The following is a 14,377-nucleotide window of genomic DNA, read 5'->3' as shown; positions in this document are numbered from 1 at the left end:
GAGAGGGCTGGGGTGAGGGGGAACATACGGCTCTGTTGGTCATTACGTTCACTTTATGTTCCTTGCTACTCTTTAACGACATGGCCTGTGAACGTGCCAGGGTGGCTCAGTCGCCGCCACCCTGGCGACCCGGGCTCCCGGGGGTAAATCGCCGCTGCGCGGTACCTTCGGCGTATTCCTTCCGGCTTATCGGGGACGGGCGGAGGTAACGTCCCTGTAAAGCCCGCCCTCTCGGCGCATCCATGCGCCTCGCCCCGGCCGGAAGGCAAACGCCTCAGCGATTTACAGCCGGACCCGAGCATCGCTGAAAGCCTTTTTGACGTTCTGAAACAAGGTTATTGCTTCTGCTTAAAAAATACTGTGGAACCCTCACCCCGCAGGGTATCCTGCGGGGGCTTTTCGTTACTGTTCTTCCTCTTCCAGCCGCTCGCTTACCTTCAGATCGATGATGCGGCCAATCTGGTCATGATAAACCGTCAGCAGGTTGTACTGGCTCATCTCGGAGATGATCTGCGGTGAGACATTAAAGCTGCGGGCCAGCTCCTCCTCCTGCCAATAACCCGGCTGGCGCCGCCTGACGTGGGCGCGACGCCGATTGTACTGATACCACAAAATCAGCAGCCAGCCGTTGAGCGCGGCGAACAGCAGGTAGAGCAACACCGTATTAAAGGACGCAATAATCACGCCCCAGCTGTGGTCGCTCTCCTCGGTTAGCTGCATCCAGAGCCGGGCATACAGGAAAAACAGAAAGCCTCCCCACGCCACCAGCGTTAACGCGGCATCGAAAAGACGTGGCAGCAGGCGATGTTCGGTCAGTATTAAGGTATTTTCGTTCATTGAAGGCTTCCTTTTCCCCGGTCCGGACTGATCCAGCGCGCGCGGGCGCGCTGGCGTTTAAGCATGACTTTTGGAAAGGCGACGAGGGTGGTGAACAGGCCGATCATCCAGTACACCATCGGGAACCAGATCACCCAGAAAAGCGAGCTGGCCACCTTCCGTTCATAGCGCCGCTCAATGTACAAACTGACCAGGAACTGCAGGAGGCACATCACGCCCAGCAGTAGCCCGGTAAACTCCGGTGGAAAGAGGCTCTCCACTGTCAGCCTGGCAGGAACAGGGGCGATATGGCTGAGAATAAATAACAGCACCGTCATGGCGTACGCGAAGGCCCACAGTGTTGACAGGGCATACTCAAGAAACAGGGGCCACATGCGGTGATGCTCCCAGCGCACAATCCTGCGAAGGTTGACCAGAAACACCTCCGCGCCGCCCTGGGCCCAGCGCAGACGCTGTTTCCACAGGCCCTTGAGCGTCTCCGGCATCAGGATCCAGCACAGCGCCCGCGGCTCGAAAAAGATATCCCAGTGGCGCAGCTGGAGCTTCCAGCTGATGTCGATGTCTTCGGTGATCATGTCCGGGCTCCAGTACCCGACGTCCGCCAGCGCCTGTCGGCGAAAGGCGGCGATGACGCCCGAGACGGTAAAGACCCGGCCATAGATCCGCTGCGTCCGCTTGATGAGCCCGATAATCGATGAGAACTCGCCCACCTGAATGCGGCCGATCAGCGTGGAGCGCGTGCGAATACGCGGGTTCCCGGTGACCGCCCCGACGTGGGGATACTGAATCAGCGGTGCCACCAGATACGCTGCCGTATCGCGATCGAGCAGGGCGTCACCGTCAATGCAGACCAGCAGATCGCCCCGGGCCGCCGCCGCGCCGGCTTTGAGCGCCAGCGCTTTCCCCTGATTTTCCGCGAGATTAATCACCCGCAGGCGCGGCTGTTCCAGCGCCAGCGCCTGCAGCACCTGCGCCGTGTTGTCAGACGAGCCGTCGTTGATGGCGATAACTTCTATATTTTCATACCGCTGATCCAGCGCGGCGCTGATGGTCTCCCGGGCATTTCGTCCCTCGTTAAAGCAGGGGATCAGAATGGAGATGAGCGGCTCACCGGCGAGCGTCGGGGCTGGCGTGTCTTTATCCCACGACCAGTGGCGTTCAAGCTGAAACCAGAAATAGAGCCCGCCGGTTATCCAGAGCACGGACATGAACAGCGGCCAGAAGAACACAAAATCCAGAATCAGCTCGCCGGTAAAGAGGGCGGCCACGCCTAACGGCAACCCGAATACCAGACATAAAATAGAAAAGGCGATAATGCGATCAGTCATTGTCAGGGTACCAGTACGAAGAAAATACAGGCCTGATGCGTGAGATATCAGGTTGGTTGTTGATGAAATCATCGGGGTAGTAACCGTAGTTTTTGACGCCGTTCAGCTGGAGCACGCGCATCCACTGCGCAAGCTGGCTATCAGAAACGGCGCGCTGCGGTTTCTTATCCCAGTCCCTGGCCTGCAGTTCAAAAATGGTTTTATCGATCGCGCCGGGACGTGTGGCGACCGCTTTAACCAGACGCGTCAGCCAGGCATCGCTCTCGTCAGCCGAAATGGACTCCATCAGCGGCATGGCCATCGGCACCGTCCAGTCATACTCCGCCAGAAAATCGTCAAGATTCTGCGCGAACCACGCTTCGCTTTCCGGCTGAAGAATGGGTAGGGCGAACATGTTGCGCGCGGTTTTTATCTGCGGGCCACGGATATGCTTCACCGCCAGGCTCAGGGCGTGGGTAAACCCCATAAGCAGTTGGCTCTTCTGGCGAGTCGTGTCCTGTCCGCCATCGTCCACGTCCGTCAGCACCGCATCGTCATGGAACAAAATCCCGTTGAAGCTGGCATAGCGGGCCAGATCTTCGTAGATGTCCGTTACCTGCTGGCGCACCTGCGGGTCCCACGGGGAGAGCCGGATATAGGGCTCGGTGGCTTCGCGCAGCTGGCCGGTTTGACGATCCCGGCGCTGCACGCGCGGCAGGGCAGGATCGAGATCGAACGAGAGCACCGGCATCCACGCGAAGACTTTCACCCCCGCGCGGGTTTGCAGCTGCCAGGAGACAAAATTAAAGAGATCGGCCCGGACCGGCAGACGACGGTTGGGGAAATAGAGCGCCTTGATCCTGCCGTCGCCCTGCGGGTCGGCAAACGCCTGCAGAAAAACATGGCTGATTTTCATGTCGTAGACCCGCTGGATCAGCTTGTTGATGTTTTGGGTCTGCTGGGCCGGATCGGGATCGTAAACGTAGTCGAGATCGACGTGCATGACTCGAACGGGATCGTGCTCCTGAACCTGGCTTACCGTACTGGCAAACGCCTTGAGCGAGGGATTGCCGGCGATCAGCAGACGAGGGATGTTCCCCAGCTCCTGCACATTTCCCAGCCCGTCCTCAAGGGTAAAGGCCAGTTGATAACCCTGCTGTCTGGCGATCGCGAGCGACGTGCCGTTGGCGGCGCCGTAGGGCCAGACCCAGGCGCGCGGCGCCTTGCCCGTTACCTGCGTGATTTTTTCAGTCACTTTACGAACGTCATCGCCGATCCGCTGGTTGAACTGCCGATCGGTTTCATAGCGGCCCGTGGCTTTATCATAAAAGCGGTTGGCGATGGCAGGTTCGCGGCTGCCCTGCGGGTTGGCCGGAATGCCGTAATGCGAGGCCCAGGTGTGCGATCCGATCTCAATCAGCGGGGACCGGCTGAGCTCGCGCACCATGTCCCACGTCGCGAAGCGATCGCGGGGCGTCATCAGACCGCCGAAGTTAACTTTTTGATTTTCCGGCGTATCCACCCAGCTGCCCACCGGCGCCCAGAGCGCAGGGACGTTCCACGCCTGAAGCAGCGGCCAGACGCGGGTATAAAAGCTGCTGTAGCCGTCGTCAAAGCTGAGCAGAACGGCTTTCGGCGGCAGCGTTTTTTTTCCGTCATGGGCATCCAGAATGTCCTGCACGCTGATGATGTGATAACCGTTGTGCAGCAGCCAGCTTATCTGCTCGTTTAGCGCGCTGGTGCGCACGGAGAGGTAGCGCTGATCGGCGGCATCGTCTTCTACATCGTGGTAGGCCAGCACCAGAAACTGGTTCTGCGGCCAGGGTTTGCTCGCCTCCAGCTGTGGCCGCGCTTTGGGCGCAATAAATGAAAATGCCTGCGCGCAGACGCTCGCGCTGAGGCAGAGCCAGCCGAGAAGTATCAGGCTCGCGGAAAAACGTGTGTTAAGCATAATCATCCTTAAAAGCGTAAAGTCGCGTCTAACGTGACGGAGAGGTTGCTCTCGCGTTTGCCGTCGTAAGGGCGTTTATCCCAGTTCAGCATCACGCCGGTATCAATAACGTTGTTCCACTGAACGCGCTGTCCGTAACCCAGCAGGGCGATGGCGCCAGCGGACTGATTTTTCTGCCAGTAGCTGCCGCCTCCCGCCACGAACTGCTGGCTCCAGAGGGTGTCGTAATGGCGGTACATCTCATGGTCAACGGCCAGGGCCGCCGTCACGGAGAGATCCCGCGCCGGGTTGTAGTAGAGCGTGTCCCGCAGGCTATTTTTACTGGCGGCGATCCCCGGTTCGAGATCCAGCGTCAGTGACGGGGTCTGCCAGAGACGCTCCTTGCCCGTGAGGGTGTATTCCTGGCGGCGGTTATGATCCGAGAAGCGGCTGAGGGCGGCGCTGAACTGGTACTCACGACGCTCGTTTTGATACCAGCGCACGCCGCCTTCCCCCCGGTTGGCGTTGATCCCGTTGCGTAACGCCCGCAGGGGCGTGGTGCGCGACAGGCGCTCAAGGCTGCCGCTGACATGCCAGTTATCGGTGACAAAGTACGTTGTTGAGAGTCGAGCGCCCGGCTTGTTTGCCCCGTGATAGCGGTTGCTGGAGAGTTCGGCTTCGAGCTGGAGATTGCGTGGCCGCCATTCGACGCCGCCCAACAGGTGACGGCTGGAGCCTTTGCCTTCATCGAAATTACCTTCGGCATAGCGGGTGCCGGCAAACAGCCGCCAGCTATCCGCCACGGGTGGGCCATAGAGCGTGGCGTCCCAGTTGAGGTCGTGCGTCCCGCTGACGGGGTTATCGGAGTGCAAACCCTTGCTCGCGTTGAGGCGCAGCTCGGACATATGGTGGACGGTGCGGAGCCTGTCCAGACGCCTTGCGCTGCGATCGCGCGACGCGCGGGCGATAACGTCGTCAGCCAGTAAATCCATCTGCCGCCATTCCTGCAGATCCATGGCGACGTAAGCCTGCTGCTGCTCAAGCTCCAGATTCGAGGGCTCCAGCGCCTCCGCCATTTTCAGCGTTTGCTCGGCCGCGCGCGGCAGGCCTCGCGCCTGAAGCAGCGTGGCGTAGTCAATCTGCAATCCCTGATTGCCCGGCGCGGTTGTCGCCAGACGTCGCGCCAGCTTTTCGGCTTCCGGCAGTGCATTCGTCGCCAGCAAATAGTTAAAACGGAGCGACTGGCCGGCAAGCCACCGATCGTTCGGCTGAGGGGTAGGGGAGCCGAAATCGTAACGGGTCCAGGGGACGTTGCGGGTCTGGCGCTCAACGTACTGGCGGGCGGCCTGATACTCTCCCGTATCCAGCCAGGCGTAGAAAAGCGCATGCTCTTCGTCCTGCGGGTCAGATGAGTATTGCGGATAGCGCTGCAGAAGCGAGAAGGCGGCAGCGGTATTTTTCTCCTGGAGGTAGGACGAGATCACCCAGCCGATTGCCCAGCCCGGCACTGGATGCCGGGCTGCCGTCAGATCCTGATATTCACTGATGACCTGCCGGTAATCAGCATGGGCATACAGCGCGCCGAGTCGGTCGATACGCGCAAGGATAATGTCTTCCGCCGCCTGCGGCTCGCTTTGCCAGCGAGACAGCAGCGCGTCGTAACGATTCAGTGCGGATTGCGCAAGCTGCAGGCGCTCTTTTTCTGTTCTGCCAGGCACATCTGCAAGGCGAACGCTTTCGGCTGCTGCATTCAGCTCTAGACGACGACGCTCCGCTGGGGACAGCGCCACCTTTTTTGAAAGCTGGAGAGCGGGAGTATTGACCCGGTTATCCGTTAGCGCGTCGATCAGCTCGCGAAGAAGCGCGTGATTTTCTGGCGCGATATTCAGCGCGCGCGTGTCTGCTAAAAGCCGATCCCAGCTTTTTCCCTGGCGTAACCAGACATACCCCAGCGTCTGAAGATGCGCCTGAGAGGGATCCTCCGCCACCAGCTGTCGGGCTTCCTTGAGGGCAAGCGTATTTTTACGTGCATCGGCCAGGGTTTTGATATAGCCGATACGATAATCGTCGTTATCCGGCGCAAGGCTCAGCGCTTCTTTCCAGAGCGCCAGAGCTGGCTGCCACGCTTTCTGATTTCTCCTGGCCTGTGCGACAGCCGCAACGCCACGGGCGGGCAGCGGCATATAAATGCTGTAGCGCTGCCAGATCTGAATAACCTCGTCATCATGACCTGCCCAGGCCGCCACCTGTAACCAGTCCGCAACGTGTTCAGGCGTCAGGGCATGCTGCTGCTGATAACGCTGAAGATAATCGAGAAACGACGTGTAATTACCGTTACGCGCCTGTTGAATCTGTTGCTCATAAACGGATTCCGAACCCTGAACCAGAACAGGAAAGAGTAATAATAGAAACAATAATGTTGGGGTGCGATAAAAGAATAATGTACTTAAGCGAAGCGATCTTTCCATATCTATTTGCCATTTGTTTATCATGAATCCATTGCATAACACGGCCGCCTTTTAACTCTGCGTTAAAGGCCATAAATGGGAACATTAAATCTGAATGCAGTAACGTTATGGGGTACTTACTTAAAGGTAATTATGAAACCTCATCTCAGTGGTCTTGATGGGAGGTAATGTACACCTGATATGTTGCCGGATAAATATGCTGAAAAGCTGCTGTGTAGTTTTGAGATAATTCTGTAATGAGCAGTTTTTTGTGTTTATTTTGAATTGAGTCATTAATTGTAATGCATTGAAATATAATGGTTTTATTTTTATTGTGACATTTTTGTATATATTTTAAATGACGCATATTTGCCTCAATTAAAGTACTTTCTGGTGCATGTTTGGGAAGTTTCATGACAAAAATTCTTAATGTTTAGAGAAGTGACTTTTCTGGGATTGTTTTTTATTTATAATTAAAGGCAGACATTGAATGATAGTCTACAGGAAGTCTTACTCATCAATGTGTGTATTGAGGGATGTCCAAAGCCAGAATACATTTGTCGTTAATATAACAGCGCTATAAAACGAAGGCGGCCTTCTTTCTGAGGGATCGTTCTTGCTTTAATCTAAAAGGGATGGTTAGTGGCAACTTCAATAGTGTTAGTGACTCAGGATCGCTACCTTGTCAGGGGGATGCGGATATTTTTTCCGGATATTATCCTGCTCGATTCGATTGACAGAAACATATTTGATAACGGTGCAGATGAATATTCTGTATTGATTGATAGTCGTGCGCCGCTTCGTTTATATGATTACCTGATACGCCATCCGGCCAGAACGAGAAAAACGATTTGCTGCGTTATGCTTGATATGCGCCATCGCGAGGAGAATCTGCTCAGTATGAAGCTGTTTATGAACACATCGCTGACGGCGCCGGACATGGCCTCGCTGTTTAACCTGGTGCTCAATATGAAGGGCAGGCGCCTGACCACGAAGTGGCTGCTGAATTTACGGCTGAGCACGCATGAAACGATCATGTTGCGGTTGCTGAGGGCAGGCATGTCAATGGAGGAGATTGCAGGCGAACTGAATACGTCAGTGAAAAGTCTCTACCGCAAACGTACGGCGCTCTCGGAACGCCTGGGGGCGGAGAACTTCAATGAGGCGTGTCTGTTTATCTTCAAAAATAAACTGCTGGGCACAGGTGGGAACGATCCCTAAAGTTGTCAGGAATTCAAAAGCAAAAAACCGCCACGAGGGCGGGTTCGTTAATAAGGTGCGTGGTAACGCACTTTTCTCGATGCCGGCGGATGTAAGGTGGCAGAAAATGAGCGGGTGGCGGTTGGATTTTGGGGGAGAGGAAACGCGTATTATAATGAAAAACGAAAAGTGTCTTCTGCTCTTTAACCCCGTTTATGAACTCCCTGAGGCTAAGCCAAGTGTTTTATCCTGAGCGGGTGATACCAGAATGAGACTCCTGGAAGTGATTGAAAAATTTAAAAGGACGTTAGAAATGAATAAATATCTGTCTGGTCTGTGTGTTGTTTCTTTTTTTTATTTTTCTTCAATAGGTTACGCGCACTCTACGGGGCAAAATAAAGTTCAGGTTAGTATCGAACCCAGCAACTTTAATAGTGGATATATCCCGGTAATTTATGGTGCAGATGAAATAGAGCCTTCTAATTTCAGGGGGGAGGATCTAAAGGAGATGCAGGATAGCCTGAGGAAGATGAAGTCCGACAACCGCAAAGTCGATGAGCTAACTCAGAAGGTTTTACAGCTTGAGAGAAAGAATTCTGAGCAGGAGAGTAAGATCGAGCGATTGCAAAGAAGCCTTGATGACATGAAGCGGAGCAACGACAACCTTTCAAATCAGGTCAGCAATTTATCCGGCAAAATTAAGTGATAAAAAAGAGCCACCGCCTGTATTAACTTACCGGACTATTATCGTAAGCGTGCCTGCATTAAAGCCACGCTTATCAGCGCCCAGAAATCGGCCGTAGCCATATAGCAAAAACCCGCCTTTTGGGCGGGTTCTTTAAATAGTGGTGCCCGGACTCGGAATCGAACCAAGGACACGGGGATTTTCAATCCCCTGCTCTACCGACTGAGCTATCCGGGCAACGGGGCGCATTAAACCCGATCTGCCCGGTGGCGTCAACGAAAAATGTTGTTTTCGTTACAGACTGCGCAATCTCTCACCATTTCGCCGCATCCTTAAGCGAAAAAGTGCGTCCAGAGCGCGGAGAGCGGCATGGCGAGCAGCAGTGCGGGCAGCATATTCACCACGGCAAACATCTTGATCCCACAGATGCGCAGCCCGGTAGCCAGCAGCAGCAGGCCGCCGACGGCGGTAAAGTCTGCCATCATTGCCGGCGTGGTTAGCGGGAGAATTAGCGTGGCACAGGTAGCCAGTGCCAGCTGGATAAGCAGCATCGGGACGCAAATCGCCGCCACGGCAATGCCGAGCGTGGTGGCAAAAATAGTGGCGGTGAAGAAATCAAGAAACGCTTTTGCAATCAAAATGCTCGGGTCGCCCGTCATCCCTTCCTGCATCGAACCGAAAATCCCGGTGCCGCTGGCGCAAAACAGAATAATGATGGCGACATAGTTCTGAATAAACGTCTCGTGCGTGCCGTGTTTCGCCTTGCCCGGTCGGGCAATCAGGTTTTTGGCTTTACTCACCGCGCTGTTAATGCCTTTTTCCAGATAGCAAAATTCGCCAATCAGCGCGCCGAGCAGGGTAGCCAACACCATCACCGGCAGGTTGGCGCATTTGATCACCAGAAGAATACCAATCCCTAACGATGCCAGGCCGAATATTGAGGGCATGGAGGTGCGAATCCGCTCCGGGAGCCGCTGGCTCAGCACGGCGCCGAGTACGCCGCCCAGCAATACGGCTCCTGCGTTAATAAATGGCCCGATAACCAAAGTTAACTCCTGTTATTTAATCATTGATATTGCATTATTATGGCACGGCAGGGCTTCGCGGGCCTTAGCTTTGGCTGATTTCGTGCATACTGATTCCTTCTTGCACCTCAAAATAAAAGGTGACATTATTGCGCGAATTTTCTCCTCCCTGTCTCACCGCCCGGTGAGGGTAACTGCGCCTATGAAAACCATGAAAATTGCCGTCAGCCGCGAGCTGCTCTCCACTGTGTCTACGCACCGCGAAAAGGTGACGCTGGACAGCACTGATTTTACCGATGTGGCGGCCGTCGTCATCACAACGGCTGAAAGCCGCAGCGGTATCCTTGCACTGCTGAAACGCACGGGCTTTCAGCTGCCGGTGTTTATTTTCTCTCCGGAGCCAACGGAGGTGCCCGACGGCGCCACCGCGGTCATCTCGGGTAAAGCTCAGGAGTTTCTGGAACTGGAGAGCGCTGCCAGCCGTTACGAAGAGAACCTGCTGCCGCCTTTTTTCGACACCCTGAGCCAGTATGTGGAGATGGGCAACAGCACTTTCGCCTGTCCGGGCCACCAGCACGGCGCCTTTTTCAAAAAACACCCGGCAGGGCGACAGTTCTATGATTTCTTCGGTGAGAACGTGTTTCGCGCCGACATGTGCAACGCCGACGTGAAGCTGGGCGATCTGCTGATCCACGAAGGCTCCGCTAAGCACGCGCAAAAGTTCGCGGCGAAAGTGTTTAACGCGGATAAAACCTACTTCGTGCTGAACGGCACGTCAGCGGCCAACAAGGTAGTGACCAACGCGCTGCTGACCCGCGGCGACCTGGTGCTGTTCGACCGCAATAACCATAAGTCTAACCACCACGGGGCGCTGATCCAGGCGGGTGCGACGCCGGTTTACCTTGAGGCCGCGCGTAATCCGTTTGGCTTTATTGGCGGAATTGACGACCACTGCTTTGACGATGCGTATCTGCGGGATCTTATCCGCGAGGCGGCACCGGAGAAGGCCGATGAGGCACGTCCGTTCCGCCTGGCGATCATTCAGCTTGGCACCTACGACGGGACGATCTACAACGCCCGTCAGGTGATCGATAAGATCGGCCATCTGTGCGACTACATTCTCTTTGACTCCGCCTGGGTGGGCTACGAGCAGTTTATTCCGATGATGGCGGAAACGTCCCCGCTGTTGCTGGAGCTGAACGAGAACGATCCGGGGATTTTCGTGACCCAGTCGGTGCACAAACAGCAGGCCGGGTTCTCGCAAACCTCGCAGATCCATAAAAAGGATAACCACATTCGCGGTCAGGCGCGTTTTTGCCCTCACAAGCGGCTGAACAACGCGTTTATGCTGCATGCCTCCACCAGCCCGTTTTATCCGCTGTTCGCAGCGCTGGATGTGAATGCCAAGATCCACGAAGGGGAAAGCGGACGCAGGCTGTGGGCGGAGTGCGTCGAGCTGGGTATTGAAGCGCGCAAGGCAATCATTGCCAACTGCCATATGATCAAACCGTTTATCCCGCCGGTGGTGGCGGGGCGGCCGTGGCAGGATCATCCGACGCACGCCATTGCCAGCGAGCTGCGCTTCTTCAGCTTTGAGCCGGGGGCCAAATGGCACGGCTTTGAGGGCTATGCCCGCGAGCAGTACTTTGTCGACCCGTGCAAGCTCCTGCTGACCACGCCGGGCATCGATGCCGAAACCGGCGAGTACACGGATTTCGGTATCCCGGCGACGATTCTGGCGCACTATCTGCGTGAAAACGGCGTTGTGCCGGAGAAATGCGACCTTAACTCGATCCTGTTCCTGCTGACCCCTGCCGAAAGCAGCGAGAAGCTGGCACAGCTGGTGGCGATGCTGGGCCAGTTTGAACAGCATATTGAAGACGACACGCCGCTGGCGGACGTGCTGCCGACGATTTTTCAGAAATACCCGGTGCGCTACCGGGATTACACCCTTCGCCAGCTGTGTCAGGAGATGCACGATCTCTACGTCAGCTTCGACGTGAAGGATTTGCAGAAGGCGATGTTCCGCAAGGAGAGCCTGCCTGAGGTGGTGATGAACCCGCAGGATGCGAACCGGGCCTATATTCGAGGCGACGTGGAGCTGGTTCGCATACGGGATGCCGAAGGGCGAATTGCTGCCGAAGGGGCGCTGCCCTATCCGCCAGGCGTGCTGTGCGTGGTGCCGGGTGAAGTCTGGGGCGGGGCGGTACAGCGTTACTTCCTGGCGCTGGAGGAGGGCATCAACCTGCTGCCCGGCTTCTCGCCGGAACTGCAGGGCGTTTACAGCGAGAAGGATGCCGACGGGATTAAGCGGCTGTATGGGTATGTGCTGAGATAGTGCGGGCTGCTGCCCTCACCCTAACCCTCTCCCCCAGGGAGAGGGAACGTCTCATCAAACCGCACTACGCTTGTACATCCTCCTCGGATGCCCAATCTTACCGTACAGCATCTCCACCGTCAGAAAACCCGCCTCGACGCAGTGTTCCAGATAGCGACGGGTGGTGGTTTTACTCAACCCCGTCTCGCTCACCACCTCATCCACGGTAAAGCAGTGCGTTGCCTTGTCGTTAAACAGCGACTGCACCCGCGCCAGCGTATTTTCCTCAATGCCTTTGCTGCCGTTGTCCAGGCGGTAGTTTTTCGCCTGCAGCTGATACAGCGAATCGACGTTTTGCTGGTCGACAATCTTCCAGACCCGCTGCTGTTCGGCAAACTGTACAAACCGCTCCAGCGACTGGCTGAGCCGCTTCCAGGAGACGGGTTTGAGGATGTAGTCGAACGCGCCGTTGCGGATGGCCTGGCTGCAGGTGTCCATATCGCTGGCGGCAGTAATAAAAATCACCGAGCAGTTGGCGCGGGCCAGCATGGGGTTATTGATAAGCGAGATCCCTTTGCCGTCCGGCAGGTAGTTATCCAGCAGCACCAGCTGCGGCTGTTTATTTGCAAGCTCTGCCCGGGCCGCAGCCAGCGACGAGGCAATGCCCACCAGCCTCAGACGCGGATGTTTGCTTATCAGCTCCGCGTGCAGTTGCGCCAGTTCGTTCTCGTCTTCAACAATCAGTACGTCGATAAGTTCATGTTGCATAGTCGGTGTCTTCCAGTTGCCGGGCGGTTCCCGTGGCCGGGATAAACAAGGAGAAAATGGCGCCGCGCGGGGTATTATCGGCAACTTCTATTGCGCCGCCAGCCTGTGTGACATAGCTTTCGATCAGATACAGACCAATCCCATGATCGCCGCGCGTCTTGGTGGTGATGCCGCGTTCAAAGATCCGCTCACGGATCTCCGGTGTAATGCCAACGCCCTGGTCGGCGACTTCAATAATCAGCTCCTGTTCGCTGAGCTTTATCAGCACCTCCACCGGCGCGTGGGGAAGCGGCGACCGCTGCGTCGCTTCGATGGCGTTATCCAGCAGGTTGCCAATAATTGAAATCAGTTCCTGCTCCCCGAGGGGGAGGAATGATTTCTCCAGCCGACAGGCCGGATCGAAGCACAATTCAACGCCTTTCTCCCGCGCGCGGGCGGCTTTCCCCAGCAGCAGACCGCACAGGGTCGGTGAGCTGAAGCGTGAAGATATAAAGTCCAGCAGCTCCTGGGCGTGTTCAGACTGCGCCTGAATGTAGCCAATCGCCTCCTCATAGCGGCCCATATGCAGCAGGCCGGAGAGGGTGGTCATCCGGTTTAACTGCTCGTGGCGCATAATGCGGAGGTTATCGACATAGCGTTTGACCTGGCTGAGCTGGGCGCTCAGCGAGTCGATCTCGTTGCGATCGCGGAAGGTGATCACCCAGCCCTGCAGCGACCCCTCAAGCATGATGTGTACCCGGCTGGCAATCACCGTGAGATCGTTAAAACGGCAAATCTCGTCATGGGTATCTTTCGCCAGCATCGTCTGCGTGTCGAAGAACGGGACCGGATCGATCACCTGGCTTATCAGCTGTCCGCGCAGTTCACGGGCCGGCTGGCTCAGGCCCAGCAGCTTGCGCGCCGCCTGGTTGATGACTTCAATCCGCCTTTGATCGTCAATGGCAATCACCCCTTCATAAATAGACTCCATCATGGCCTTCTGCTGACGCACCAGCAGGCCGATCTCGCGCGGCTCAAGGGAGAAGATCTGCTTCTTAATACTGCGGGTAAAGAACCAGGAGAAGATAAAGAGAGCAATCAGCAGCAGCACGGCGGCAATCAGTATGTTGACCACTTTACTGACGGTAATGGTGTCCAGGTAGCTGGTGAGATAGCCGACCGAAACGATGCCGACCACCTGTCCTGCAGCGTTGAAGATGGGGGCTTTACTGCGCAGCGAAATGCCCAGCCCGCCTTTGCGGATGGTGGTGATGCTTTTACCCTGCAATACGGCTTCGTTGTCACCGCCTACCAGCGTGGTGCCCACTCTGTCGGCAAAGACGGAGTGAAAAAGATGCTGGCCTTTATTATCACCAATCACAATAAAGCTGGCGTCACTATGCGCAGAAATCTTCTGCATAAAATCATGGATGGCGTTGATATTCTTTTGTTCAACTTCATTACGCAATGTCGGAATAAGCGCAATCTCTTCAGCCTGTATTTTGGCTCGCGTACTCATTTCCTGATAAAGCTGTTTCCCTACGTCGGCATAATAATATCCGCCCAATAACGAAAAAAGCACTGAGAAAAAGGCAACCAGCGAAATAAACAGCTTGATCTGGAAAGAGACTTTCATAACTATCACGCAAGGTAGCGGCAAAGATCGCCAATATATCATCTTTTTTTGCGCGTACGCCCGCTTTGCCGAAAACTTGTGATCCCTTGCACAGCGGGCGCTGTAAAAGCGTTATCCAAAAGGCTAACGTGCTTTGGGCTGCATGAACAAATGTTATTTCTTTGTTCAATTCGGAAAAGAAACCATTAAAACCACGGCAATAAATAAGGTGTAAATCACATTAAATAAAAGAAACCATTAAAACCA

General features: G+C 55.6%; 11 protein-coding genes and 1 tRNA gene. 3 read left to right on the top strand and 9 right to left on the bottom strand.

Annotated elements, in window-relative coordinates; translation table 11 throughout:
- Window positions 1-402: 402 nt before the first annotated feature.
- The 5 genes from pgaD to UR504_RS09010 form a co-directional block, all read right to left on the bottom strand.
- Window positions 403-837 carry a poly-beta-1,6-N-acetyl-D-glucosamine biosynthesis protein PgaD gene (pgaD, locus tag UR504_RS09030; RefSeq protein WP_302237463.1) on the bottom strand — a complete coding sequence of 145 codons (435 nt, stop codon included), beginning with the start codon at window positions 835-837 and terminating at the stop codon, window positions 403-405.
- Window positions 834-2,165, bottom strand: a complete 1,332-nt coding sequence (gene pgaC / locus UR504_RS09025; protein ID WP_320739630.1) for a poly-beta-1,6-N-acetyl-D-glucosamine synthase — start codon at window positions 2,163-2,165, stop codon at window positions 834-836. The genes pgaD and pgaC overlap by 4 nt, the downstream gene beginning before the upstream one ends.
- A complete protein-coding gene (gene pgaB / locus UR504_RS09020) occupies window positions 2,158-4,095 on the bottom strand; it encodes a poly-beta-1,6-N-acetyl-D-glucosamine N-deacetylase PgaB (RefSeq protein ID WP_320739629.1) in 1,938 nt (645 codons plus the stop codon). Before pgaB ends, pgaC begins: the two co-directional genes overlap by 8 nt.
- A gap of 8 nt (window positions 4,096-4,103) precedes the next feature.
- Window positions 4,104-6,542, bottom strand: coding sequence for a poly-beta-1,6 N-acetyl-D-glucosamine export porin PgaA (gene pgaA / locus UR504_RS09015; protein ID WP_320739628.1), 2,439 nt, complete (start codon window positions 6,540-6,542; stop codon window positions 4,104-4,106).
- A gap of 145 nt (window positions 6,543-6,687) precedes the next feature.
- The gene (locus UR504_RS09010; RefSeq protein ID WP_271369541.1) at window positions 6,688-6,936 is read right to left on the bottom strand and encodes a hypothetical protein; all 249 of its coding nucleotides are present in this window, start codon (window positions 6,934-6,936) and stop codon (window positions 6,688-6,690) included.
- Between the two features lie 278 nt (window positions 6,937-7,214).
- Here UR504_RS09010 and UR504_RS09005 point away from each other — a divergent pair, with 278 nt between their 5' ends.
- Window positions 7,215-7,742: a LuxR C-terminal-related transcriptional regulator gene (locus UR504_RS09005; RefSeq protein WP_164850663.1), complete on the top strand. Its 528-nt coding sequence runs from the start codon at window positions 7,215-7,217 to the stop codon at window positions 7,740-7,742.
- 292 nt (window positions 7,743-8,034) lie between these two features.
- Window positions 8,035-8,427, top strand: coding sequence for a hypothetical protein (locus UR504_RS09000; protein WP_115876385.1), 393 nt, complete (start codon window positions 8,035-8,037; stop codon window positions 8,425-8,427).
- A 140-nt stretch (window positions 8,428-8,567) separates the two neighbouring features.
- Here UR504_RS09000 and UR504_RS08995 read toward each other — a convergent pair.
- Window positions 8,568-8,643, bottom strand: a tRNA-Phe gene (locus tag UR504_RS08995).
- 95 nt (window positions 8,644-8,738) lie between these two features.
- Window positions 8,739-9,452 carry a DUF554 domain-containing protein gene (locus UR504_RS08990; protein ID WP_047173584.1) on the bottom strand — a complete coding sequence of 238 codons (714 nt, stop codon included), beginning with the start codon at window positions 9,450-9,452 and terminating at the stop codon, window positions 8,739-8,741.
- 181 nt (window positions 9,453-9,633) lie between these two features.
- Here UR504_RS08990 and UR504_RS08985 point away from each other — a divergent pair, with 181 nt between their 5' ends.
- On the top strand, window positions 9,634-11,769 hold the full coding sequence (locus UR504_RS08985; RefSeq protein ID WP_320739626.1) for an ornithine decarboxylase: 2,136 nt from the start codon (window positions 9,634-9,636) through the stop codon (window positions 11,767-11,769).
- Between the two features lie 54 nt (window positions 11,770-11,823).
- Here UR504_RS08985 and UR504_RS08980 read toward each other — a convergent pair whose 3' ends face one another.
- Window positions 11,824-12,516 (bottom strand): response regulator, encoded by a 693-nt coding sequence (locus UR504_RS08980; RefSeq protein WP_320739625.1) that lies wholly within the window; start codon window positions 12,514-12,516, stop codon window positions 11,824-11,826.
- The gene (locus tag UR504_RS08975; protein ID WP_320739623.1) at window positions 12,506-14,131 is read right to left on the bottom strand and encodes a sensor histidine kinase; all 1,626 of its coding nucleotides are present in this window, start codon (window positions 14,129-14,131) and stop codon (window positions 12,506-12,508) included. The genes UR504_RS08980 and UR504_RS08975 overlap by 11 nt, the downstream gene beginning before the upstream one ends.
- Window positions 14,132-14,377 lie beyond the last annotated feature (246 nt).

The organism is Enterobacter sp. 241F3 (assembly GCF_034106785.1).
Classification (GTDB): Bacteria; Pseudomonadota; Gammaproteobacteria; order Enterobacterales; family Enterobacteriaceae; genus Enterobacter; species Enterobacter vonholyi.
This window is presented reverse-complemented; position numbering and strand designations above follow the sequence as displayed.